Below are 23727 nucleotides of genomic sequence, written 5' to 3' on the forward strand. Positions count from 1 at the left end.
ACGGAAATCGAAAGCATGAATGAACAGGACCGTATCGCCGTGGTGCAGCAGTTCGGGCGCACGTATCGCGCGTTCATGTCGGCGTTCGAGGCCGCCGTCGGCCAGCCGATGCCGCGCTGGCGCATTCTGCTCGCGTTGCACGAGCACGCTGGCGTGCTGTCGCAGAAGCGACTCGTCGAGCGTCTGAAGGTGGACCCGGGCGCGCTGACGCGGCAACTGAAGACGCTGGAAGGACTCGGCTGGATCGTGCGCAGTGTCGATGCACGCGACAATCGCGTATCGAATGTCACGCTGACGGCGCAAGGGCGCGCGATGGCCGAAGAAAGCCTGCCGCGTCGCAACGCGTTTCTGCACGACACGATGGCCTCGCTGCCCGATGAGGCGATCGAAGCGTTGTCGAGCGCGCTTCACATGTTCGAGCGACGCCTTCAGGAAGTCGCGGCCGCGAATGCGTCACAAGCGGCCGCCGTCGAAGAAAAAGCTTAAAAGAACGTTTCGATCACTTCGGTGACGCGATACTTCGGATCGACGACGAGCACCTGACGCCACTTGTCGAAGGTCAGGCACGGGTGCGAGATGTCGAACGCGATCATGTCGCCGACCTTCACGTCGTCGCCCGGCTTGATCCGCAAGTACGCGTGCTGGTCCATCAGCCCGAAAATCTCCCAGCCTTCGTCGGGCGAAACATCGCGCGGCGCTTCGTTGCCGGGACGATAATGCTTCGCCGGCTCGGGCATGCCCGCGTCGAACGCGGAATCGCGCTTGCCGAGCCCGATGATCGCGCGATCCGGCTCCGGAATCGACTGCACATACGCCCACAATTGCAGCGCCGGCTTCAAACCTTGCCCCATCTTCTTCGCGATCGGATTGCGCGCGAAGATCTCGTTCTGCGCCTTCTTGTAGATCCCGACGTCATGCGTCAGATAGCAGCCCGGACGCAGCACGACTTCGATCGCGTCGCTGTTGGCCTTCGCGAATTCGTCTGCGACGACGTCATACCACGCCGATCCCGCGCCCGAGAGAATCGCGGGCTTGCGCGCGATCTTGCCTTCCGCGATCAGCTTGCGCGTCGTATCGACGGCGCTTTGCAGGAACTCGCGAACTTTCGTTTCGTCCTGCAGCACGCCTTCATACAATTCGATGCCCGCAAGTTCGATCGTGCCCTGCCAGCGCGCGATCGCGGCGAGCACCGCATCGCGTTGCGTGTCGTCGCGCACGCCGGTGCGTCCGCCCGGCACGCCGAGCTCGATCAGCACGTTCAGCTTCTTGCGCACCGAGTTGAAGAATTCGCCGAGCTGATCGACGCCATCGGCTGAATCGACCAGACAGAAAAACTCGAAATTCGGATCGGTGAGCAGCTCGGCGATCATGCCCATGTTGCGTTTGCCGACGAGCTGATTCGCCATCAGGATGCGATGCACGCCGCCGCGATACGCCGCGCGCACCTGATGCGCGGTCGCGAGCGTGATGCCCCACGCGCCGGCGTCGAGCTGACGGCGAAAGAGTTGCGGGGCCATCGTCGTCTTGCCGTGCGGCGCGAGCTTCACGCCGTACTCGCCGACGAATGCCTGCATCCACTTCAGGTTGTGCTCGATGCGATCGGAATAGAGCACGGCGGCGGGCAGGCTCACGTCCTCTTCGAGCAGACTCCATTGCAGACGCTGCGCGTCGTTCAACTGGATGCTCGTGCCCGGCACCATGCCGAGACCCTTGCCGAACGGGTCGATCGTCGCGTTCTGATAGTTTGTAACTTTCATGTGCTACTACTCCATCGTCCGTTTAAATAAGCCCTGTGCACGACTCGATGCGCATCAGAGTTGACGGTGCTATGTTAACCAAAGTAGCATCCGCGATGGAAATGTTATTTAGTAACACGACCATCACGTAAACCCGCAATTCGATATGAACGGCCACGCCGACATGCTCAGTTTCGACATCGTCGCACGCATCGCAGAGCGCGCGCCCGAGTTGCGCAGCGCCGAGCGCAAGGTCGCCGCGCTGATTCTCGACGACCTGACGGGCGCTTCGCGCGCGAGCATCGGCGCGCTGGCCGACAAGGCGGAAGTGAGCATCGCCACCGTGACGCGTTTCGCGAAGGCGGTCGGCTGCGTGGACGTGCGCGAACTGAAGCTCCGGCTCGCGCAGGCGGCCGCGGTCGGTCAGCGCTTCCTGAAGCGCGAACCCGATGCCGTGCCCGATTCGCTCGCCGCGCGCATCTTCGAGGAAGTGCAGGCGACGCTGGCGCAGAATCAGGGCGCGCTTGCCGCGTCGCCGATCGCCGAAGCCGCAGACGCGCTTGCCGCGGCATCGATGATCTACGTGTTCGGCATGGGCGGCGGCTCGACTGCGCTCGCCGACGAGATGCGCTTTCGCCTCGTGCGACTCGGCCGGCCGGTTGCGTCGTATCAGGATGGGCTGTTGCAGCGGATGGTCGCGTCGACGTTATCGAAGGAACATGTCGTGGTTGCGTTATCGGTGACGGGACAGACGCCTGAGATGGTCGAAAGCTGTCAGCTCGCGAAACAGTACGGCGCGCGCGTGATCGCGCTGACCGCGCCCGCGTCGCCACTGGGCGCGCTCGCGGACTGGCTGATTCCGGTCATCGCGATCGAATCCGACTTCATTTACAAACCGTCGTCGTCCCGCTACGCGATGATGATGGCGCTCGATTTGCTCGTCACCGAACTGGCGGTCAAGCAGGCCGACCACAGCCGCGAACTGTTGCGCCGCATGAAACACGCGCTCGATTCGCATCGCGGCGGCGGCGAGCGTCAACCCTTGGGAGACTGATCATGGAATCGTTGAAAGCCGACACGCTGATCGTCGGCGCGCGCCTGATCGACGGCACGGGCGCGCCCGCCGTCGAGCGCGATGTCGCCGTGCGCGACGGGCGCATCGTCGCGATCGAGGCGCCGGGCGGCTTGTCCGGCTGGAACGCCGACGAAACCTTCGACGCCGCGGGCAAAGTACTCGCGCCCGGTTTCATCGACGTCCACACGCACGACGACACGCACGTGATCCGCTCGCCGCAGATGATGCCGAAGATCACGCAGGGCGTGACGACGGTGATCGTGGGCAATTGCGGGATCAGCGCGTCGCCGGTGACGCTGAAGGGCGATCCGCCCGATCCGATGAACCTGCTCGGCGACGCCGCCGCGTTCAAGTATCCGACCTTTGCCGCCTATGTAGATGCGGTCAACGAAGCGCGTCCGGCGGTGAATGTCGGCGCGCTGATCGGGCATACGGCGCTGCGCAACAATCATATGGACCGGCTTGATCGCGCGGCGAGCGGGGATGAAGTCGCGGGTATGCGCGCGCAGCTCGAAGAAGCGCTGGATAACGGCGCACTCGGCTTGTCGAGCGGGCTCGCGTACGGATCGGCGTTCAGCGCGCCGCCGGAGGAAGTGCAGGCGCTGGCCGAGCCGCTGGCCAAGGCGGGCGCGCTCTACACGACGCACATGCGCACCGAATTCGACGCGATTCTCGACGCGATGGACGAGGCGTACCGCGTCGGCCGTCATGCGCGCGTGCCGGTGGTGATTTCGCATCTGAAGTGCGCGGGGCCATCGAACTGGGGGCGCAGCACGGAAGTGCTGAAGTCGATCGAAGCTACGCGCGATGGACAGCCGGTCGGCTGCGATTGTTATCCGTACAACCGGAGTTCGTCGACGCTCGATCTGAAGCAGGTGACCGGCGACATCGACATCACGATCACGTGGTCGACGCCGCATCCGGAAATGGCGGGCAAGCTGATCCGCGAAGTCGCCGACGAATGGAAAGTCAGCCAGCAGGAAGCGGCGAAGCGCCTGCAGCCGGCGGGCGCGGTGTATCACAACATGTCGGAAGACGACGTGCGGCGCATTCTCTCGCATCCCGCGACGATGATCGGCTCCGACGGCTTGCCGAACGATCCGCTGCCGCATCCGCGTTTGTGGGGCGCGTTTCCGCGCGTGCTCGGCCATTACGCGCGCGATACGGCGTTGATGCCGCTCGAAGAAGCGGTGCGCAAGATGACGAGTCTGACGGCGCGGCGTTTCAGTCTTGCCGAGCGCGGCGAGGTGAAGGTCGGATATCACGCGGATCTGGTCGTGTTCGATCCGGAGCGTGTGCGCGATGCCGCGACGTTTGCGAAGCCGCAGCAGGCGGCGGACGGCATCGACGCGGTTTGGGTGAATGGCGTTTTGACGTATCGCGAGCAAGCCGTGACCGGCGCGCGCGCGGGACGTTTCGTGGCGCGCGGGGCGGCATCGAAGCTCGATGCGCAGGGCGCGTTTTGAATTCTTGGGTTATTGAAAAAGGAGCAGGACGATGAAGCGTTATGGCGTGGAAGGTGGCAAGGGACAAGGCGGCGCGCACATGCCGTTCGCACGCGCGGTTCAGGCGGATGGCTGGCTGTTCGTGTCGGGCCAGACGCCGATGGAAAACGGCGAGGTGATCAACGGCGGCATCGTCGAGCAATCGCACAAGGCGATTCAGAACGTGCTCGCGATTTTGAAGGAAGCGGGCTACGGCACGGAAGATGTCGTGCGCTGCGGCGTGTGGCTGGACGATCCGCGCGATTTCGCGTCGTTCAACAAGGTGTTCAAGGAGTACTTCGGCGCGAATCCGCCGGCGCGGGCTTGTGTGGTGTCGTCGATGGTGATCGACTGCAAGGTCGAGGTGGATTGCGTGGCTTATAAGAAGGGGTGAGGGCGATCGCTGCGTTTTTTTATGGCGAAAGCGCATCGACGCGAGCCGGGGTTTTTGGGCCGGATCCCGTGTTCGTGTCGGTCTATTAGCACTGCCCCTGTGCGGGGCGGCAGTCACTTTCTTTGCAGCAGCAAAGAAAGTGACCCCCGCCCCGGGGAGGGGCAACGCCAATAAACCAACACGCTAACGGGATCCGGCGAAAGCCGATTTGCGTCGTACCCGTCGCAGAATTACTGCCGCGCGAGCCGCGCATTATCCGGCATCGGCAAATTGAAGTTCGTCCGAAACGGATTGATATCCAGCCCACCGCGCCGCGTATAACGCGCATACACCGCAAGCCGCTCCGGCTTGCACTCCCGCATGATGTCCATGAAGATGCGCTCCACGCATTGCTCATGGAACCCGGTATGTCCGCGGTAAGAAACGATATACCGCAACAACCCCGCGTGATCGATCTGCCCGCCGTAATAGCGGATTTGCACGCTGCCCCAATCCGGCTGTCCCGTCACCGGACAATTCGATTTCAACAGATTCGAGAACAGCGTCTCATCCGTCGGCGCTTCGTCATGAGTCGCCTTCAGCAAAGAAGGATCCGGCGAGAAAACATCGCAATCGAGATCGAGCCTGTCCAGAGACAAACCCTCGAATTCCTCCATCGCCAGCTTGCCGAAGTCGCCCGGCGCCGCGAGCTGCACCGACACCGTCGCGCCGCAGATCGCGGACACATCGCGCTTGATGGCGGCGCGCACATCGTCGATGGAATCGAACGGCGTCTGCGCGAACGAGCCGAGATACAGCTTGAACGACTTCGACTCCACGATATTCGGCGAGTCCGCCGGCACGAAGAACGTTGCGACCGCGATCTGCGGCTTGCCGCGCCGGTTCAGCCACGACAATTCATAGGCGTTCCAGATATCCGTGCCGAAGAACGGCAGCCGCTCGGGCACGCCGATCGAATCGCGCGCGCGCTTGCGGTCGATCGGAAACAGCAGCGATGCGTCGTACTGTTCGGTGTAGTGGACGGGCTTGCCGAGCGGAGATTGGTCGGGTGTCATGATGCGTTCGCAATGCCGCTGAGAACGTGCCCCGTCGCAGTGACGACGCGAGCCGATTCGCAGTGGCGAATTTGATCGTCGAAGAAAAAGTCGGGCTCGAATTCACGCAGGAATTCGCCCTTGTCGAGGCCACCCAGGAACATCGCTTCGTCGATTTCGATGTCCCAGGCCATCAGCGTCCGGATCGCGCGTTCGTGTGCGGGCGCGGAGCGCGCGGTGACGAGCGCGGTGCGGATGTGCATCGGCGAGCGGCTTTCGTTGTCGTCGGCGATGCGCTGCAGCTTGTTCAACGCCGCCAGCAGCGGCTTCAACGGTCCGCCAGGAAGCGGCGAATCCTTCTTCTGCGTTTCGTGGCCGACGAACGCACCGAGCCCCTCGCTCTGAAATATGCGCTCGGCTTCGTCGGAGAACAGAACGGCGTCGCCATCGAACGCGATGCGAATCTCGTCCGCATAACGGCTCGCTGCGCGCGGCGTTTCCGGCAGCACGCGCGCGGCGGGAAAACCGGCGGTGAGCGCGTCGCGCACATCGTCCGGATTCGCCGACAAGAACAGCGACGCACGCAGCGGCTTCAGATACGCGAACGGCGAACGGCCGCGCGTGAACACGCCACGCTCGATCGCGAGACCATGCTCGCGGCACGAATGAAACGCGCGCAGACCGCTGATCGGATCGCTGCGCGAAAGTATCACCACTTCGACGCGCTGCTCGTCCGCGTTCAGCGCGAGCAGCTTGCGGATCAGCCCGAACGCGACGCCCGGCTTCGCGGGCGTCTCCAGCCGCGAGCGTTGCAACGCTTCGTATTGCGCGAGATCGCCCGTCTCGAAGACGCGGTTCTCTTCCTCGAAATCGAAGAGCGCGCGCGACGAAATCGCGACGACGAGCTTGTCTTCGAGCGTGAACTTCGGCATTGCCGCTTACGCCAGGAACAGCTTGTACACGGGGTTCGCGCCTTCGTCCCACCACGGATAGCCGAGCGTCGCGAGGAAGCGCTCGAACTCCGCGTTGTCCGACTGCGGCACCTGAATGCCGACGAGAATCGAGCTATAGTCCGCGCCCTGATTGCGATAGTGGAACAGACTGATGTTCCACTCCGGCGCCATCGACGACAGGAATTTCATCAGCGCGCCCGGGCGCTCCGGGAATTCGAAGCGCAGCAGGCGTTCGTCCTGCGCGAGCGGCGACCGGCCGCCGACCATGTAGCGGATGTGCTGCTTCGAGAGTTCGTCGTGGGACAGATCGACGGTCGCAAAACCATGCTCGATGAACGACGTCATCATCTGCGCCGTTTCCTTGCGCGACTTGATCTGCACGCCGACGAAGATATGCGCCGCGCTCTGATCGGCGATACGGTAGTTGAACTCGGTTACGCTGCGTGTGCCGACGAGCTCGCAGAAGCGCCGGAAGCTGCCGCGCTCTTCGGGAATCGTCACGGCGAACACGGCTTCGCGCGCCTCGCCGACTTCCGCGCGCTCCGCGACGAAGCGCATGCGGTCGAAATTCATGTTCGCGCCCGACGTCACCGCGACGAGCGTCTTGCCCTCGATGCCTTCGCGCTCCGCATAGAGCTTCGCGCCCGCGACGGCGAGCGAACCGGCCGGTTCCAGCACGCTGCGCGTGTCCTGGAACACGTCCTTGATCGCGGCGCAGAGAGCGTCGGAATCCACAGTGACGACTTCATCGAGCAGTTCGTTGCACAGCCGGAAGGTTTCCTCGCCGACGAGCTTCACCGCCGTGCCGTCCGAAAACAGGCCGACTTCGCTCAGCGTGATGCGCTCGCCCGCTTCGATCGACTTCGCCATCGCGCAGGAATCCTCGGTCTGCACGCCGATCACCTTGATCTCCGGCCGCACCGCCTTGATGTAGGCCGCGACGCCCGCCGCGAGCCCGCCTCCGCCGATCGGCACGAAGATCGCGTGAATCGGAGCCTGGTGCTGGCGCAGGATTTCCATCGCGATGGTGCCTTGTCCGGCGATCACATCCGGATCGTCGAACGGATGCACGAAGGTCAGGCCGCGCTCTTCCTGAAGCTGCACGGCGCGCGCGTATGCGTCGCTGTACGACTCGCCCGCGAGCACCACTTCGACCGTCGGTCCGCCGTGCGCGCGGATCGCGTCGATCTTGACTTGCGGTGTCGTGGTCGGCACGGCGATCACCGCGCGGCAGCCGAGACGCGCCGCCGACAGCGCCACGCCCTGCGCATGATTGCCCGCCGACGCCGTGATCACGCCGCGCGCAAGCTCGTCCGCCGACAGATTCGCCATCTTGTTGTACGCGCCGCGAATCTTGAAGGAGAACACCGGCTGGTTGTCCTCGCGCTTCAGGAACACGGAATTGCGCAGACGCGCCGACAGGATGCGCGCGGGTTCGAGCTCGCTCTCCCGCGCGACGTCGTACACGCGCGCGGTCAGCACTTTCTTCAGGTAGTCGGGATGTGTCATGCGAGGAATCGTCACGCGGCAATGGTGCGCGCGGGTTTTTGAGGGCGAAAGCATCAATCATAGCGCCAACCGCGCGCTTTCCGGGCACGCCATGCGTTTCGACCGTCCGGACGGTCGTGCAAAACAGCGTCGAAAATGACACGAACGCGTCGCGAATGCGCATGCAAAAGCCCCTTCTCGCTGCTAGCTACCGCGAACGTCAACCACCGCGATGGGTTAGAATTTCCTTTTACGAATCAGCAATCAGGATCGGCAGATGCACCGGCAGCTTCGGATCGATTTTTGGGCGCATGTCTCCCGCGCGTCGCACCCGGCGGCCGAGCGGCATGCGCGCCACGCGCGATCGTGGCGTTGATCCAGGGCACATCGAAGGCGCCGTGATTGGAGTTCACCTCGCTGAGTTCCGCGCTGCGTGACCCGGCGGCCTTCGCCAAGATAAGTTTCATTCGAAAATTTGCGCCCCCACGCGCATCGTCGGCGTTTCCGCTTTTCGAAGCGCGAGCGTCGGCACACCGAACCGTCGAACATGAACGCACCTCAAGCCTTCGATCCGAACGGCGCCCATGCCGCCTTGGCGCTCGATGCCGAGCCCCGTCTGCGCGAAATTCCCTATAACTACACGTCGTTTTCCGATCGTGAAATCGTGATGCGGCTCCTCGGCGACGAAGCCTGGGCCGTGCTCGACGAACTGCGCAACGAGCGCCGCACGGGCCGCTCGGCGCGCATGCTGTACGAAGTGCTCGGCGATATCTGGGTCGTGCGCCGCAATCCGTATCTTCAGGACGACCTGCTCGACAATCCGAAGCGCCGCGCGCTGCTGGTCGAGGCGCTGAATCACCGGCTCGCGGAAATCGAAAAGCGCCGCAGCGCCGATCTCACCGCCCACAGCGACGAAGCCGGCAGCCGCGAGCGCGCCGGGCGCGTGCAGTTGCTGATTGCCGCCGCGCGCCGCGCCGTCGATGATTTCGCCGCCGAGTTCGGCCGCATGGCCGACTTGCGCCGCCGCGCGTCGCGGGTATTGGGCCGCGAAACGCAGAAGGACAACATCAAGTTCGACGGCCTGTCGCGCGTCTCGCACGTCACCGACGCGACCGACTGGCGCGTCGAATATCCCTTCGTCGTGCTGACGCCGGACACCGAAGGTGAAATCGCCGGTCTGATCAAGGCGTGCTTCGAACTGGGCCTGACCGTGATTCCGCGCGGCGGCGGCACCGGCTATACCGGCGGCGCGATTCCGCTCACGCCGTTCTCCGCTGTCATCAATACGGAAAAGCTCGAACAGCTCGGTCCCGTCGAAATGACCGATCTGCCGGGCGTCGATCACAAGGTCGCGACGATTTTCTCTGGCGCGGGCGTCGTCACGCGGCGCGTCACGGAAGCGGCGGAGCAGGCGGGCTTCGTGTTCGCCGTCGATCCGACTTCGCTCGATGCATCCTGCGTTGGCGGCAATGTCGCGATGAACGCGGGCGGCAAGAAGGCCGTGCTGTGGGGCACGGCGCTCGACAACCTCGCCTGGTGGCGCATGGTCGATCCGGAAGGCAACTGGCTCGAAGTCACGCGTCTGGATCACAACTGCGGCAAGATTCACGACGTCGAAGTGGCGCGCTTCCGGCTCGACTGGTTCGACGGCAATCGTCCGCCGGGCGAGAAGCTGCTACGCAGCGAAAACCTCGACATCACCGGCCGCACGTTCCGCAAGGAAGGGCTCGGCAAGGACGTCACCGATAAATTCCTCGCCGGTCTTCCCGGCGTGCAGAAGGAAGGCTGCGACGGGCTGATCACGTCCGCGCGCTGGATCTTGCACAAGATGCCCGCGCACACGCGCACCGTCTGCCTCGAATTCTTCGGCCAGGCGCGGGACGCGATTCCGAGCATCGTCGAGATCAAGGACTATCTGTTCGAAACGTCGAAAGAGGGCGGCGCGATCCTGGCCGGTCTGGAGCATCTCGACGAACGCTATCTGCGCGCGGTCGGCTATGCGACCAAGAGCAAGCGCAACGCTTTCCCGAAGATGGTGCTGATCGGCGATATCGTCGGCAATGACGCCGATGCCGTCGCCGCCGCGACCTCCGAAGTCGTGCGCATGGCGAACGGCAAGAGCGGCGAAGGCTTCGTCGCGGTGAACGCCGAGGCGCGCAAGCGTTTCTGGCTCGACCGCTCGCGCACGGCGGCGATCGCCAAGCACACGAACGCGTTCAAGATCAACGAAGACGTCGTGATTCCGCTCAATCGCATGGGCGAGTACACGGACGGCATCGAGCGCATCAATATCGAGCTGTCGATCAAGAACAAGCTGCAACTCGTCGATGCGCTCGAAGCGTTTTTCCGCACCGGCAAGCTGCCGCTCGGCAAGACCGACGACGCGAACGAAATTCCTAGCGCCGAGCTGCTCGAAGACCGCGTGCAACAGGCGCTCGATCTGTTGAAGCGCGTGCGCGAGCGCTGGACCTTCGTCGGCGAAAAGCTCGACATGCCTTTGCGCGAGGCGCAGCACTATCTCGTCAATCTCGGCTACGCGGCGCTTGCGGAGAAATTTGCGGATCGCGTCGACGTGCAGCCGGACGCGAACATCTTCCACGTTGCGCAGGACCGCACGGTGCGCATCTCGTGGAAGCAGGAGATTCGCGGGGAACTGCGCCAGATCTTCAACGGCGGCGAATTCAAGCCGATCCTCGACGAAGCGCAGGCCATCCACAAGCAGGTGTTGCGCGGCCGTGTGTTCGTCGCGCTGCACATGCACGCGGGCGATGGCAACGTGCACACCAACATCCCCGTCAATTCCGACAACTACGCGATGCTGCAGGACGCGCATCACGCGGTGGCGCGCATCATGAAGCTCGCGCGTTCGCTCGACGGCGTGATCTCGGGCGAGCACGGCATCGGCATCACCAAGCTGGAGTTTCTGACCGAAGAGGAAATCGGCGATTTCCGCGCGTACAAGCAGCGCGTCGATCCGCACGGACGTTTCAACAAGGGCAAGCTGTTCGAAGGCGCGGACTTGCGCAACGCGTACACGCCGAGCTTCGGGCTGATGGGCTACGAGTCGCTCATCATGCAGCAGTCGGATATCGGCGCGATCTCCGATTCGATCAAGGACTGCCTGCGCTGCGGCAAGTGCAAGCCGGTCTGCGCGACGCACGTGCCGCGCGCGAACCTGCTGTATAGCCCGCGCAACAAGATTCTCGCGACTTCGCTGCTGGTCGAGGCGTTCCTGTACGAAGAGCAGACGCGCCGCGGTGTATCGATCAAGCATTGGGACGAGTTCAACGACGTCGCCGATCACTGCACCGTCTGCCACAAGTGCGTGACGCCGTGCCCGGTGAAGATCGACTTCGGCGATGTCACGATGAATATGCGCAATCTGCTGCGCAAGATGGGCAAGAAGAAGTTCAACGCGGGCAACGCGGCGGGCATGTTCTTCCTCAATGCGACCAATCCGCAGACCATCAATCTCGCGCGCACCGCGATGATGGGTGTCGGCTACAAGGCGCAGCGTTTCGGCAACGACGTGCTGAAGAAATTCACGAAGAAGCAGACGGCGAAACCGCCCGCGACGGTCGGCAAGCCGCCCGTGGTCACGCAGGTGATCCACTTCATGAACAAGAAGATGCCGGGCAATCTGCCGAAGAAGACGGCGCGCGCGCTGCTGGATATCGAAGACAACAAGATCGTCCCGATCATCCGCAATCCGAAGACGACCACCGTCGATTCGGAAGCCGTGTTCTATTTCCCCGGCTGCGGTTCGGAGCGTCTGTTCTCGCAAGTCGGGCTCGCGACGCAGGCCATGCTGTGGGAAGCGGGCGTACAGACCGTGTTGCCGCCGGGCTATCTGTGCTGCGGTTATCCGCAGCGCGGCTCCGGGCAATACGACAAGGCCGAGAAGATCGTCACGGACAATCGCGTGCTGTTCCATCGGGTCGCGAACACGCTGAACTATCTCGATATCAAGACCGTGGTCGTGTCGTGCGGAACCTGCTACGACCAGCTCGCGGGCTATGAATTCGAGAAGATCTTCCCGGGCTGCCGGATCATCGACATTCACGAATTCCTGCTCGAGAAGAACATCAAGCTCGACGGAGTGACGGGCACACGCTACATGTACCACGACCCGTGTCACTCGCCGATCAAGACGATGGACCCGGTCAAGCTCGTCAACGATCTGATGGGTTCGCAAAACGACGGCTACAAGATCGAGAAGAACGATCGCTGCTGCGGCGAGTCGGGGACGCTCGCGGTCACGCGGCCCGATATTTCGACGCAGGTGCGTTTCCGCAAGGAAGAAGAGATCCGCAAGGGCGCGGCGAGGCTGCGCGGCATTCCGCTCGTCGCGGAAGCGGGCGCGAACGCGATCAACATGTCGAACGCAGCGGCCGGCGCGGCGGGCGCGCAACCGGGTTCGGTGCTCAAGGCCGGCGACGGTCCGCAGCCGAATGGTCAGGACGTGAAAATTCTCACGAGCTGCCCGTCGTGCCTGCAAGGCCTGTCGCGCTACAACGAGGACGCCAACATCGAGGCGGACTATATCGTCGTGGAAATGGCGCGCAAGGTGCTCGGCGAGAACTGGATGGAACAGTATGTCGAACACGCGAACAATGGCGGTATCGAGCGCGTGCTGGTGTAATAGCGAAATCGAGGTTGATTCGCTAGAGGTTTGAGATGGACTGTGTGTTTTGTCGTGAAGACGGCGGCGAGGTACTCTGGTCGGACGACGCGTTGCGCGTCGTCCTCGCCGATGAGCCCGACTGGCCGGGCCTGTGCCGCGTGATCTGGGGTGCGCATGTCGCCGAAATGTCCGATTTGTCGGATGGCGACCGCGCGCGCGTGATGACGGCCGTGAACGGCGTCGAGCGCGCGATGCGCCGCGTGCTGGTGCCGGAGAAGATCAATCTCGCAAGCCTCGGCAATCAGGTGCCGCATGTCCACTGGCACATCATTCCACGCTTTTCCAACGATTCCCGCTTCCCTCTGCCGATCTGGGCGCCGCGCCAGCGCACGGTCTCCGAATCGCAGCTATCGAAGCGCCGCGCGCAGGCGACGTTGTTGCGCGAGCAGGTGCGCAACGAACTGAACCAGGCGTTCGGCCATCAATAAGGCAAGACCATGAGCGGACTCACTTCAACGACGCCGATTCCCACCGGCGTCGTCGTGCATTCGAAATCCCGCGTGCTCGAACTGCAATACGGCGACGAGTCGTATCGCGTGCCGTTCGAGCTGTTGCGTGTCTACTCGCCTTCCGCCGAAGTCCAGGGCCACGGACCGGGCCAGGAAACGCTGCAGACCGGCAAGCGCGAGGTGACGATCATCGGCATCGATCCGGTCGGGCATTACGCGCTGCAATTGAATTTTTCGGACGGTCACAATACGGGCATCTATTCTTGGGACATCCTGCACGACCTGGCGACGCGGCAGGAAGACTTGTGGCGCGAGTATCTGGCGAAACTGGAAGCCGCGGGCGTGGACCGCGACACGCCGATGGCCGCCAAGCCGTCCGGCGGCCACTGCCATTGAGCATCAACGCCGCGGCATAACGCCGCACGGCCGGCGCGACGATTGCGCATACATAGAACGAACAACAGGCGAGGAAAGAGCGCGATGAGCAAGACCCACTTCGGATACGAAACGGTCGACGAGCAGGACAAGGCGAAGAAAGTGGCGGGCGTGTTCCACTCCGTGGCGGGCAACTACGACTTGATGAACGACCTGATGTCCGGCGGACTGCATCGGATCTGGAAGCATTTCACGATCGGGCAGGCCAAGGTGCGGCCGGGCTACAAGGTGCTGGATATCGCGGGCGGCACGGGCGATCTGGCGATGGCCTTCGCAAAGCAGGCAGGCGAGACGGGCGAAGTCTGGCATACGGACATCAACGAATCGATGCTGCGCGTGGGCCGCGACAGGCTGATCGACAAAGGCGTGCTGACGCCCGCGCTGCTGTGCGACGCCGAGAAGATCCCGTTCCCGAACAATTATTTCAATGTCGTTACGGTTGCTTTCGGGCTTCGTAATATGACGCACAAGGATCGTGCGTTGGCAGAAATGACGCGCGTCCTAAAGCCGGGCGGAAGATTGCTGGTTTTGGAATTCTCGAAAGTGTGGGAACCGCTCAAAAAGCCGTACGATATCTACAGTTTCAAGATTTTGCCGTGGCTTGGCGAAAAAGTGGCCAAAGATGCGGACAGCTACCGGTACCTGGCGGAGTCTATTCGCATGCACCCGGACCAGGAAACTTTGAAAACAATGATGGAACAAGCGGGCCTGGATCGAGTCGAATATTACAATTTGTCAGGTGGCGTGGTAGCGTTACACGTCGGGACAAAATTTTGATGTTCCACTCTCAAAAGGATTCGATATGTTCGATTCGCGCAAACCCCAATCCCGGGGTTTCCTGAACCTCTTCTTCAGGAAGGCCGGAATCTTGGCGCTGGCTGGCGTTATTGCGGCCGGCGCAATCTTCGCGGAAACGGCGGAAGCCAAGCGCATGGGCGCTGGCCGCAGCATGGGCCGGCAGTCGGCCACGGCGACCCAGCAGCATCAGGCGACGCCGCCGTCGCAATCCATGCAGCAGGGGCAGGCCGGTCAGGCGGCGCAGGCTCAGCGCGCGCAACCCGCACCGGCTGCGCCGGCAGCCGCGCAACCCGCGCGTAACCGCTGGCTGGGGCCGATCGCCGGTCTCGCGGCGGGTCTGGGTATCGCGGCGCTGCTGTCGCACTTCGGGCTGGGCGAGGCGTTCGCCGGCGCGATGGCCAACATGATCATGATCGCCTTGATCGTGCTGGCGGCCGTCATGCTGTTCCGCTTCATCATGCGCAAGCGTCAGGGCAATAACACGCCTGCATACGCTGGCGCCGGCGCGACTTCCGGTTCGCCGTACGGCGCGACCACGCGCACGAGCCTGAATCAGGATCCGCCGCAAGTGCCGCAGCAGCCGACCGGCTTCGGCGCGAATTACATCGAATCTCCGGTGCAGCAACAGGCCGTGAATCCGAACGTGCCGGCTGGCTTCGACACCGACGCATTCGTGCGCAACGCGAAGGTCTACTTCGTGCGGCTGCAGGACGCGTGGGATCGCGGCAACGTCAACGACATCCGCGAATTCACGACGCCCGAAATGTTCGCCGAAGTGAAGCTCGACGTCGATGCCCGCGGCAGTGCGCCGAATCGTACGGATGTGGTGCAGCTCAACGCCGATCTGCTCGGCGTCGAGGATCGCGCGAACGAGTATCTCGCGAGCGTGCGCTTCCACGGGCTCATCCGCGAGTCGGAAGGTGCGGCGGCCGAGCCGTTCGTCGAGGTATGGAACCTGTCGAAGCAGAAGTCCGGCAACGAAGGCTGGCTGCTGGCAGGAATTCAGCAGGTCAGTTGAGCCTGACCGCGCCCTTGGCCGAATGGCAGGGTGCCGGCAACCGTCAGTGTGTTTGCCGGTTGCGGCGGTAGAATAGAAACCCGCGCGAGAAGCGTCTCGCGCGGGTTTTTTCATCTCACAGCCGATGACGAACGCAGACGAATCCGCCCGTCCCGCAGCAAATCCCGCCTTGAAGACCGTGTCCAGAGGATTCGCGGCCGCCGTGAATCATCTGCTCGTGCGCGAGCCGTGGGCGCTCGAGCGCCTTAAGCCGTATGCAGGCAAGCGAGTGAAATTGTCGTGCACGCCGGTTTCGATCGCGCTCGTGGTGCAACCCGACGGCCTCTTCGCGGCAACCACCGACGCCGAGGCAGGCGCATTCGATGTGACGATCGCCGTGCCGATCGATGCTCTGCCTGTGTTTCTGCAGGGCGGCCAGGCGGCAGTGATGAAGCATGTCCGCATCGAAGGCGACGCGGAGTTCGCCACGACTCTTGCAAAACTCGCGGAGCATCTGCGCTGGGATCCCGAAGAAGACCTGGCGCGCGTGATCGGTGACGCACCCGCGCATCGCGTGGGACTCGTCGCGCGGGCGGTGCAGGAGCAGGCGCAGCGCACCGGGCGGAATCTGCTGGACACTTTCACCGAATATTTCCTCGACGAGCGCCCGCAACTCGTGCGCAAGGGCGCGCTCGACGCGTTCAACGCCGAGCTTTCGAGAGCGCGCGATGCGCTTGCGCGCGTCGAAAAGCGCATCGAGAGGATCGAACAACAAACCGGACAACCATCCGGACAATCACGGCCGGCGAGCGGCGCCTCAGCGCGATCCGGCGGCGAGTCAGTGCGCGACTCGCACGAATAACGAGCTGAAGCGAATTCGAACCATGCGTTTTCTGCGTTTTCTCAAGATTTTTTTCACGATCGTCCGCTTCGGGCTCGATGAGCTGGTGATGAGCGGCATCGACGATCGTCGCGTGCGCTTTCTCATGCGCATCACGACCTTTGGCCGCAGGTTCGACATCGAGCGCGGCATCCGCCTGCGGCTCGCGCTGGAGAGCCTCGGACCCATCTTCGTGAAGTTCGGGCAGGTGCTGTCGACGCGGCGCGATCTTTTGCCCGTCGATGTCGCCGATGAACTCGCCAAACTTCAGGATCAGGTCCCGCCGTTCGATTCGGCGGTGGCGGTGTCCATCATCGAAAAGTCGCTCGGTGCGCCGATCGACGAATTGTTCGACGATTTCGAGCGCGTGCCGGTGGCGAGCGCGTCGATCGCGCAGGTGCATTTCGCGAAGATCAGGAACGGCGAGCATGCGGGAAAGGCCGTCGCGGTGAAAGTGCTGCGCCCGGGCATGCTTCCCGTGATCGACTCCGACCTCGCGCTGCTGCGCGATATCGCGACGTGGGCCGAGCGTCTGTGGGCGGACGGCCGGCGCCTCAAGCCACGCGAAGTGGTGGCGGAATTCGACAAATATCTGCACGACGAGCTCGACCTGATGCGCGAGGCCGCCAATGGCAGCCAGTTGCGCCGAAACTTTCAGGGACTCGATCTGCTGCTCGTGCCGGAGATGTACTGGGATTTGTCGGCGCCGACGGTGCTCGTCATGGAGCGCATGGTCGGCGTGCCGATCAGCCAGGTGGAGACCTTGCGCGCGGCCGGCGTCGATATTCCGAAGCTCGCGCGCGAAGGCGTCGAGATTTTCTTCACGCAGGTGTTCCGCGACGGCTTCTTCCACGCCGACATGCACCCCGGCAACATTCAGGTGAGCCTCGATCCGGCGACCTTCGGGCGTTATATCGCGCTGGACTTCGGTATCGTCGGGGCGCTGTCGGACTTCGACAAGAACTATCTCGCCCAGAACTTTCTCGCGTTCTTCAAGCGCGACTATCACCGTGTCGCGACGCTGCACCTCGAATCCGGCTGGGTGCCACCGAGTACGCGCGTCGAGGAACTGGAGAGCGCGATTCGCGCGGTTTGCGAGCCGTATTTCGATCGCGCGCTGAAGGACATCTCGCTCGGGCAGGTGCTGATGCGCCTGTTCTCGACCTCGCGCCGCTTCAATGTCGAGATCCAGCCGCAACTCGTGCTGTTGCAAAAGACGATGCTCAACGTCGAAGGGCTCGGGCGCTCCCTCGATCCCGAACTCGATCTGTGGAAGACGGCCAAACCGTATCTCGAACGCTGGATGAACGAGCAGATCGGCTGGCGCGGCTGGTACGAGCGCCTGCAAATGGAAGCGCCGCAGTGGAGCAAGACCATTCCGCAGTTGCCGCGGCTGATTCACCATATCCTGGCGGAGCAGCACGATTCGCCGAAGAGCGGCAGCGACGAACTCATGCGGATGCTTCTCGCCGAGCAGAAGCGCACGAACCGCCTGCTCGTGACGCTGCTCGTCGCTGGTCTGGTCGCGATGGCGGGCGCGGGTGTCGTCGTCGCGCAGTTCTTTCTTCATCCCTGAAGGCCGACATCATGAGCGATCCGACGAATCCCGATGTTCCCGATTTCGAAAACCGCGATCCGAATTCGCCGGGCTTCTGGGACGAGCGTTTCGGCCAGCAGTTCACGCCGTGGGATCAGGCTGGCGTGCCGGAGGCGTTCAAGACCTTCGTCGCGCCGCGGAATGCGCAGAATGTGCTGATTCCCGGCTGCGGCAGCGCGTACGAAGCGCTCTATCTGGCCGAGCGCGGCTGGCCGGTGCGCGCGATCGACTTCTCCGCAGGCGCCGTCGAGGCGGCGCGCGCCCAACTCGGCGCGCATGCGGGCGTTGTCGAAGAGGCGGATTTTTTTGCCTATGAGCCGCCTTTTTCGCCTGATTGGATCTACGAGCGGGCGTTTCTGTGCGCACTGCCGAAAGTCCGCTGGCAGGATTACGCCACCCGGATGGCCGCGTTGCTGAAACCGGGCGCGCTGCTCGCCGGTTTCTTTTTCATCGGATCGACCCCGAAAGGGCCGCCGTTCGGCATCGAGCGCGGCGAACTGGGCGCGCTCCTGACGCCGCACTTCGAATTGATCGAAGACCGCGAGGTGAGCGGCTCGATTCCCGTATTCGCCGGCCGCGAACGTTGGATGACCTGGCGACGTATCTGAACCGACCGGCTTGAAATCCTTCGACAGCGCCCCGATATAGGGGGCTCAAGCTTGCGCGCGTCGTCCCGAGATTGGCGGGTCGAGTTTGCGGCTATAATTCAAGGCTTTGCAAGCGTCGACAGATCATTGTAGGAAGAGTGCCATGCCGATTTACGCGTACCGCTGCGCACACTGCGGCCACGAAAAAGACGTGCTTCAGAAACTGAGCGATGCGCCGCTCACGCAATGTCCCGCCTGCGGAAAGGACGCTTTCTCGAAGCAGGTGACCGCCGCCGGATTCCAGTTGAAAGGCTCCGGCTGGTATGTCACCGATTTTCGAAGCGGCAACACCGGCGCGAAGGGCAACGCGGCAAACGCGCCGGCAGCGAAATCGGATGACGCTTCTTCGTCTGGCTCCGGCAGCTCGAATTCGGGCGACGCAACCCCGGCCAGTACTACGTCATCGTCGGATGCCGCCAAGCCTGCGGCGGGCGCGTCCGCATCGTCGGACGCAGCCTGAAACGCCGGGTCGCCACGTCCGCCTGGCCATATGTCGCGTAGATGACCTCGCCGACCGCGCAATTGGGCGCGGCTCGCCTGCCAAGCCGGATCTTCGACACAGTCGAGCCGGCGCAGCCTCCGCCCCGTGGAAATGACGACAAAAAAGACTACGCTGAAATCCGTGTTCCTCACCGGCCTGCTCGTGCTGGTGCCGCTCGCGATCACCTTGTGGGTGCTGGGCCTCGTCATCGGGACGATGGACCAGACGCTCCTGCTCCTGCCGGAATCGTGGCAACCCGAGCGCGTCGTGGGCTTCCATCTGCCGGGCGTCGGCGCCGTGCTGACGATCGCATTCATTTTCATCGTCGGACTGCTGACCCAGAACTTCGTCGGCCAGAAGCTCGTGAAATGGTGGGACGCCATCCTGAGGCACATTCCGGTGGTCGGGCCGCTGTACACGAGCGTCAAACAGGTGTCGGACACGTTGCTCTCTTCGAGCGGTAACGCGTTCCGCAAGGCGCTCCTGATCGAATATCCGCGCAAGGGCTCGTATACCATTGGCTTTCTGACAGGCATTCCGGGCGGCGACGTGCTGAACCACCTCGACGAAGAGCACGTGAGCGTCTACGTGCCGACGACGCCGAACCCGACATCCGGCTTCTTCCTGATGATGCCGAAAAGCGAAGTCGTCGAACTGGACATGACCGTCGACGCCGCACTGAAGTACATCGTCTCGATGGGCGTGGTGGCTCCCGCCCCGAGCGCGCCGGCGCCGGTCGCGCCCGCACGCCGCCCCACCGAGCCGCCGATGTAATGCCGGCGCGCGCGAGCCAGGAGTCCGCCGAACCAAAGAGCGAGGCCCGAACGCGCGAGCCGTTGATCAACGAACAACGAAAGACACAACATCATGTCGATGCGATCTGAATACTGCGGTCTGGTGACCGAGGCCCGCCTGGGCCAAACCGTTTCGCTGTGCGGCTGGGTGCATCGCCGCCGCGACCACGGTGGCGTTATCTTCATCGACTTGCGCGATCGCGAAGGGCTCGTTCAGGTCGTCTGCGATCCGGACCGCGCCGAGATGTTCAAGGTGGCCGAAGGCGTGCGCAACGAGTTTTGCGTGCAGGTGAAAGGCGTCGTGCGCGACCGTCCCGAAGGCACGGTCAACGCGAACCTCACGAGCGGCAAGATCGAAGTGCTGTGCCACGAACTGACCGTGCTGAACGCATCGGTCACGCCGCCGTTCCAGCTCGACGACGACAATTTGTCGGAGACGACGCGTCTCACGCATCGCGTGCTCGACCTGCGCCGTCCGCAAATGCAGAAGAATCTGCGCCTGCGCTATCGCGTCGCGATGGAAGTGCGCAAGTATCTCGACGCGCAAGGATTCATCGACATCGAAACGCCGATGCTGACCAAGAGCACGCCGGAAGGCGCGCGCGATTACCTCGTGCCGTCGCGCGTGAACGCGGGTCAGTTCTTCGCGCTGCCGCAGTCGCCGCAGTTGTTCAAGCAGCTGCTGATGGTCGCGAACTTCGACCGTTACTACCAGATCACCAAGTGCTTCCGCGACGAAGACCTGCGCGCCGACCGTCAGCCGGAATTCACGCAGATCGACTGCGAAACCTCGTTCCTGACCGAGCAGGAAATCCGCGATCTGTTCGAAGAGATGATCCGCCACGTCTTCAAGGAGACGATGGACGTCACGCTGCCCGCGAAATTCCCGGTCATGCTGTATTCGGAAGCGATGCGCCGCTTCGGTTCGGACAAGCCCGATCTGCGCGTGAAGCTCGAATTCGCCGATCTCACGGATGCCGTGAAGGACGTCGACTTCAAGGTGTTCAGCATGCCGGCCAACTCGAAGGACGGCCGTGTCGCTGCGCTGCGCGTGCCGAAGGGCGGCGAGCTGTCGCGCGGCGACATCGACGGTTACACGGAATTCGTGCGCATTTACGGCGCGAAGGGCCTCGCGTGGATCAAGGTCAACGACAAGTCCCGTGGCCGCGACGGCCTGCAAAGCCCGATCGTCAAGAACCTGCATGACGCGGCGCTCGCGGCGATCATGGAGCGCACGGCGGCGCAAGACGGCGACATCATCTTCTTCGCGGCGGATCGCGCGAAGGTCGTGAACGACAGCCTCGGCGCGCTGCGTCTGAAGATCGGCCATTCGGAATTCGGCAAGACGACCGGTCTGCTCGAAACCGGCTGGAAGCCGCTGTGGGTCATCGACTTCCCGATGTTCGAGTACGACGAGGAAGAGAACCGTCACGTGGCCGCGCATCATCCGTTCACGAGCCCGAAGGACGAGCACCTCGAATATCTCGAAACCGATCCGGGCCGTTGCCTCGCGAAGGCCTACGACATGGTGCTGAACGGCTGGGAAATCGGCGGCGGTTCGGTGCGTATCTTCCAGGAAGACGTGCAGAGCAAGGTGTTCCGCGCGCTGAAGATCGGCGCGGAAGAAGCGCGTCTGAAGTTCGGCTTCCTGCTCGACGCGCTCCAGTACGGCGCGCCGCCGCACGGCGGTATCGCGTTCGGTCTGGACCGCATCGTCACGCTGATGTCCGGCGCCGATTCGATCCGCGACACGATCGCGTTCCCGAAGACGCAGCGCGCGCAGGATCTGCTCACGCAGGCGCCGAGCGAAGTGGACGAGCGCCAGTTGCGCGAGTTGCACATCCGTCTGCGTCAGCCGGAGCAGAAGGCGCACTAAGCAGCTTTCGTTGTCGATGTGATGAAAAAGGCGCCGAGTGCGCCTTTTTCGTTTTTTGCGTTACAGTCTTTGGGCACCGACAAATAATGAAACGCGCGTTCACCAAGACATGCAGAAGCCGCCAAAAATCCCCGAATCCGTGCTGGTCGTCATTCATACGCCGGAGCTCGATGTGCTCATCATCGAACGCGTGGATCACAAAGGCTTCTGGCAATCGGTGACGGGCTCGAAGGATCGCATCGACGAACCGCTCGTCGAGACCGCCGCGCGCGAAGTGCAGGAAGAGACGGGCATCGTGATCGGCAGCGCGCTCGTGCCCGAGAACGCGCTGCTCGACTGGCATCACACCATCGAGTACGAGATCTATCCGCAATGGCGGCATCGCTACGCGGAAGGCATCACGCGCAACACCGAACATCAGTTCAGCCTGCTCGTGCCACATTGTCTCGAAGTGACACTCGCGCCGCGCGAACACACCGCACACTTGTGGCTGCCGTTTCGCGAGGCAGCCGACCGATGCTTCTCGTGGTCGAACCGGGAAGCCATCCTGCAATTGCCCGAGCGCCTCGCGGCGCATAGCCGATGATCGGACTGCGTCCGCGGCGCAGTTTCAAGCGGTTGCGCCAGGCGCTGTTCTCGGGCCGCCGCCCGCCGCGCTTTTGCTTCACGTCGGGCAATCACGTGCGGCTCTTCAAGGGCGGCGTGCAATTTTTCCCGGCGCTGATCGAGCGGATCGACAACGCGCGCAAGTCGGTGTCGCTGGAAACCTACATCTTCGCCAACGACGATATCGGTCGCGCCGTCTCCGATGCGCTCGTGCGCGCGGCCGAACGCGGCCTCAAGGTGCGTGTGATCACGGATGGCATCGGCACGGACAGCAATCTGCCGATGTTCAAGCTCTGGCAGGAGCGCGGCGTCGATCATCGCATCTACAACCCGCATCTGCTGTTCGGGCCGCTCGGCTTCTCGCGCACGCATCGCAAGCTCGCGCTGATCGATGAAACCTACGCGTTTTGCGGCGGCATCAATATCGTCGATGACTACGATCAGAACGGCACGCGTCTCGAACGGCCGCGCTGGGATTTCGCGATGGAGGCGCAAGGCCCCGTCGTCAAGGACGTGCGCGAAGCGTTCGACCTGCAATGGCAGCGGATTCGGCTCGGCGTGAAGCCGCGTCAGCCGACGCAGCCAAGCTGCGAGCAGCAGGAAAGCGAAAGCGCACGCGCGCCCGGCCGATGGAACGCCCGCCGCGCGATGCTGGCGCGCCGGCGCGCGCGGCTCGGTGAAATTCACGCGGTCGATCAGCCGTGCGTTGCGTTCGTCGCGCGCGATAACCTGCTCAATCGGCGCGCGATCGAAAAGGCGTATCTTCGTGCAATCGCGCACGCAGAGAGCGAGGTGTTGCTCGCGAATCCTTACTTCATGCCGGGGCGCAGGTTGCGACGCGCGCTGGTCAACGCGGCCGGGCGCGGCGTGCGCGTGTCGCTCGTCATCGGTCGTAAGGAATTCGTAGCATTGGATTACGCGACGCCGTTTCTCTACGGCAACCTGCTGAAGCACGGCGTGAGGATCGCGGAGTACGAGAAGACGATGCTTCACGGCAAGGTCGCGGTCGTGGATGCGGACTGGGCGACGATCGGTTCATCGAACCTCGACGCGCTTTCGCTCGTGCTCAACAACGAGGCCAACATGGTGCTCGTGAATCATCCCGAAATCGCCGGATTACACGACGCCATTCTTCAGGCGTTTGACGAAGGCCGCCCGATCGATGAAAAACACTACGCATCGCGGCCTGTTACGGAGCGAGCGCTTAATTGGCTGGCCTACAACACTTACCGCGTGATGATGAAAATGATCACCATCGGTCAGTACGATTAACCTGCCAATTCGCATCGATTGCGTAAAAATGCTGGTCAGCAGGCATC

General features: G+C 63.1%; 21 protein-coding genes. 17 read left to right on the top strand and 4 right to left on the bottom strand.

What is annotated here, in order from left to right:
• Positions 1-15: 15 nt before the first annotated feature.
• The gene (locus QCE73_RS01615) at positions 16-486 is read left to right on the top strand and encodes a MarR family winged helix-turn-helix transcriptional regulator (RefSeq protein WP_035497940.1); all 471 of its coding nucleotides are present in this window, start codon (positions 16-18) and stop codon (positions 484-486) included.
• Here QCE73_RS01615 and QCE73_RS01620 read toward each other — a convergent pair.
• The gene (locus tag QCE73_RS01620) at positions 483-1757 is read right to left on the bottom strand and encodes an amino acid deaminase (RefSeq protein ID WP_309879516.1); all 1275 of its coding nucleotides are present in this window, start codon (positions 1755-1757) and stop codon (positions 483-485) included. The genes QCE73_RS01615 and QCE73_RS01620 overlap by 4 nt on opposite strands.
• A 145-nt stretch (positions 1758-1902) precedes the next feature.
• Between QCE73_RS01620 and QCE73_RS01625 the strand changes: the two genes are divergently transcribed.
• From QCE73_RS01625 to QCE73_RS01635, 3 genes are read left to right on the top strand one after another with little or no spacing between them, the layout of a single operon-like run.
• Positions 1903-2790 carry a MurR/RpiR family transcriptional regulator gene (locus QCE73_RS01625; protein WP_035497626.1) on the top strand — a complete coding sequence of 296 codons (888 nt, stop codon included), beginning with the start codon at positions 1903-1905 and terminating at the stop codon, positions 2788-2790.
• 2 nt (positions 2791-2792) lie between these two features.
• Positions 2793-4277 (top strand): D-aminoacylase, encoded by a 1485-nt coding sequence (locus QCE73_RS01630; RefSeq protein WP_309879518.1) that lies wholly within the window; start codon positions 2793-2795, stop codon positions 4275-4277.
• A 31-nt stretch (positions 4278-4308) separates the two neighbouring features.
• A complete protein-coding gene (locus tag QCE73_RS01635) occupies positions 4309-4689 on the top strand; it encodes a RidA family protein (RefSeq protein WP_035497629.1) in 381 nt (126 codons plus the stop codon).
• Positions 4690-4919: 230 nt separating this feature from the next.
• Here QCE73_RS01635 and queF read toward each other — a convergent pair whose 3' ends face one another.
• Genes queF through ilvA form a run of 3 tightly spaced genes read right to left on the bottom strand, consistent with a single transcriptional unit; the run spans position 4920 to position 8185 of the window.
• Complete coding sequence (gene queF, locus QCE73_RS01640; RefSeq protein ID WP_035497630.1) at positions 4920-5744, bottom strand: NADPH-dependent 7-cyano-7-deazaguanine reductase QueF; 825 nt, start codon at positions 5742-5744, stop codon at positions 4920-4922.
• On the bottom strand, positions 5741-6655 hold the full coding sequence (locus QCE73_RS01645) for a 5'-nucleotidase (protein ID WP_035497631.1): 915 nt from the start codon (positions 6653-6655) through the stop codon (positions 5741-5743). The genes queF and QCE73_RS01645 overlap by 4 nt, the downstream gene beginning before the upstream one ends.
• A 6-nt stretch (positions 6656-6661) precedes the next feature.
• On the bottom strand, positions 6662-8185 hold the full coding sequence (ilvA, locus tag QCE73_RS01650; protein WP_035497941.1) for a threonine ammonia-lyase, biosynthetic: 1524 nt from the start codon (positions 8183-8185) through the stop codon (positions 6662-6664).
• A 526-nt stretch (positions 8186-8711) separates the two neighbouring features.
• Between ilvA and QCE73_RS01655 the strand changes: the two genes are divergently transcribed.
• From QCE73_RS01655 to QCE73_RS01715, 13 genes are all read left to right on the top strand, one after another.
• The gene (locus tag QCE73_RS01655) at positions 8712-12806 is read left to right on the top strand and encodes an FAD/FMN-binding oxidoreductase (RefSeq protein WP_309879520.1); all 4095 of its coding nucleotides are present in this window, start codon (positions 8712-8714) and stop codon (positions 12804-12806) included.
• A gap of 35 nt (positions 12807-12841) precedes the next feature.
• Positions 12842-13276 carry an HIT family protein gene (locus QCE73_RS01660; protein ID WP_035497633.1) on the top strand — a complete coding sequence of 145 codons (435 nt, stop codon included), beginning with the start codon at positions 12842-12844 and terminating at the stop codon, positions 13274-13276.
• A 9-nt stretch (positions 13277-13285) separates the two neighbouring features.
• Complete coding sequence (locus QCE73_RS01665; RefSeq protein WP_309879521.1) at positions 13286-13693, top strand: DUF971 domain-containing protein; 408 nt, start codon at positions 13286-13288, stop codon at positions 13691-13693.
• A gap of 84 nt (positions 13694-13777) precedes the next feature.
• The gene (gene ubiE / locus QCE73_RS01670) at positions 13778-14509 is read left to right on the top strand and encodes a bifunctional demethylmenaquinone methyltransferase/2-methoxy-6-polyprenyl-1,4-benzoquinol methylase UbiE (RefSeq protein WP_309879522.1); all 732 of its coding nucleotides are present in this window, start codon (positions 13778-13780) and stop codon (positions 14507-14509) included.
• A 25-nt stretch (positions 14510-14534) separates the two neighbouring features.
• The gene (locus tag QCE73_RS01675) at positions 14535-15548 is read left to right on the top strand and encodes a Tim44-like domain-containing protein (RefSeq protein WP_309879523.1); all 1014 of its coding nucleotides are present in this window, start codon (positions 14535-14537) and stop codon (positions 15546-15548) included.
• 169 nt (positions 15549-15717) lie between these two features.
• Positions 15718-16389: an SCP2 sterol-binding domain-containing protein gene (locus QCE73_RS01680; protein ID WP_309879524.1), complete on the top strand. Its 672-nt coding sequence runs from the start codon at positions 15718-15720 to the stop codon at positions 16387-16389.
• Between the two features lie 22 nt (positions 16390-16411).
• Positions 16412-17983: a ubiquinone biosynthesis regulatory protein kinase UbiB gene (ubiB, locus tag QCE73_RS01685; protein ID WP_035497638.1), complete on the top strand. Its 1572-nt coding sequence runs from the start codon at positions 16412-16414 to the stop codon at positions 17981-17983.
• 11 nt (positions 17984-17994) lie between these two features.
• Positions 17995-18612, top strand: coding sequence for a methyltransferase domain-containing protein (locus QCE73_RS01690; RefSeq protein ID WP_309879525.1), 618 nt, complete (start codon positions 17995-17997; stop codon positions 18610-18612).
• Positions 18613-18754: 142 nt separating this feature from the next.
• Positions 18755-19111 carry an FmdB family zinc ribbon protein gene (locus QCE73_RS01695; protein ID WP_309879526.1) on the top strand — a complete coding sequence of 119 codons (357 nt, stop codon included), beginning with the start codon at positions 18755-18757 and terminating at the stop codon, positions 19109-19111.
• A 132-nt stretch (positions 19112-19243) separates the two neighbouring features.
• On the top strand, positions 19244-19906 hold the full coding sequence (locus tag QCE73_RS01700) for a DUF502 domain-containing protein (protein WP_035497641.1): 663 nt from the start codon (positions 19244-19246) through the stop codon (positions 19904-19906).
• A gap of 93 nt (positions 19907-19999) precedes the next feature.
• A complete protein-coding gene (gene aspS / locus QCE73_RS01705; RefSeq protein WP_035497643.1) occupies positions 20000-21802 on the top strand; it encodes an aspartate--tRNA ligase in 1803 nt (600 codons plus the stop codon).
• Between the two features lie 109 nt (positions 21803-21911).
• Entirely contained in the window at positions 21912-22388 is a 477-nt protein-coding gene (gene nudB / locus QCE73_RS01710; protein WP_309879527.1) for a dihydroneopterin triphosphate diphosphatase, read from the top strand.
• A complete protein-coding gene (locus tag QCE73_RS01715) occupies positions 22385-23680 on the top strand; it encodes a phospholipase D-like domain-containing protein (protein WP_309879528.1) in 1296 nt (431 codons plus the stop codon). The genes nudB and QCE73_RS01715 overlap by 4 nt, the downstream gene beginning before the upstream one ends.
• Positions 23681-23727: the final 47 nt, after the last annotated feature.

The sequence above is a fragment of the Caballeronia sp. LZ029 genome, from assembly GCF_031451275.1.
GTDB lineage: Bacteria > Pseudomonadota > Gammaproteobacteria > Burkholderiales > Burkholderiaceae > Caballeronia > Caballeronia jiangsuensis.

Coding starts and splice junctions, on each gene's coding strand:
- QCE73_RS01655 (WP_309879520.1), top strand. CDS start 8,712: ATGAACGCACCTCAAGCCTTCGATCCGAACGGCGCCCATGCCGCCTTG.
- QCE73_RS01635 (WP_035497629.1), top strand. CDS start 4,309: ATGAAGCGTTATGGCGTGGAAGGTGGCAAGGGACAAGGCGGCGCGCAC.
- QCE73_RS01660 (WP_035497633.1), top strand. CDS start 12,842: ATGGACTGTGTGTTTTGTCGTGAAGACGGCGGCGAGGTACTCTGGTCG.
- QCE73_RS01695 (WP_309879526.1), top strand. CDS start 18,755: ATGCCGATTTACGCGTACCGCTGCGCACACTGCGGCCACGAAAAAGAC.
- QCE73_RS01625 (WP_035497626.1), top strand. CDS start 1,903: ATGAACGGCCACGCCGACATGCTCAGTTTCGACATCGTCGCACGCATC.
- QCE73_RS01675 (WP_309879523.1), top strand. CDS start 14,535: ATGTTCGATTCGCGCAAACCCCAATCCCGGGGTTTCCTGAACCTCTTC.
- QCE73_RS01690 (WP_309879525.1), top strand. CDS start 17,995: ATGAGCGATCCGACGAATCCCGATGTTCCCGATTTCGAAAACCGCGAT.
- ubiE (WP_309879522.1), top strand. CDS start 13,778: ATGAGCAAGACCCACTTCGGATACGAAACGGTCGACGAGCAGGACAAG.
- QCE73_RS01715 (WP_309879528.1), top strand. CDS start 22,385: ATGATCGGACTGCGTCCGCGGCGCAGTTTCAAGCGGTTGCGCCAGGCG.
- aspS (WP_035497643.1), top strand. CDS start 20,000: ATGTCGATGCGATCTGAATACTGCGGTCTGGTGACCGAGGCCCGCCTG.
- queF (WP_035497630.1), bottom strand. CDS start 5,744: ATGACACCCGACCAATCTCCGCTCGGCAAGCCCGTCCACTACACCGAA.
- QCE73_RS01665 (WP_309879521.1), top strand. CDS start 13,286: ATGAGCGGACTCACTTCAACGACGCCGATTCCCACCGGCGTCGTCGTG.
- QCE73_RS01645 (WP_035497631.1), bottom strand. CDS start 6,655: ATGCCGAAGTTCACGCTCGAAGACAAGCTCGTCGTCGCGATTTCGTCG.
- nudB (WP_309879527.1), top strand. CDS start 21,912: ATGCAGAAGCCGCCAAAAATCCCCGAATCCGTGCTGGTCGTCATTCAT.
- QCE73_RS01615 (WP_035497940.1), top strand. CDS start 16: ATGAATGAACAGGACCGTATCGCCGTGGTGCAGCAGTTCGGGCGCACG.
- ilvA (WP_035497941.1), bottom strand. CDS start 8,185: ATGACACATCCCGACTACCTGAAGAAAGTGCTGACCGCGCGCGTGTAC.
- QCE73_RS01620 (WP_309879516.1), bottom strand. CDS start 1,757: ATGAAAGTTACAAACTATCAGAACGCGACGATCGACCCGTTCGGCAAG.
- QCE73_RS01700 (WP_035497641.1), top strand. CDS start 19,244: ATGACGACAAAAAAGACTACGCTGAAATCCGTGTTCCTCACCGGCCTG.
- ubiB (WP_035497638.1), top strand. CDS start 16,412: ATGCGTTTTCTGCGTTTTCTCAAGATTTTTTTCACGATCGTCCGCTTC.
- QCE73_RS01630 (WP_309879518.1), top strand. CDS start 2,793: ATGGAATCGTTGAAAGCCGACACGCTGATCGTCGGCGCGCGCCTGATC.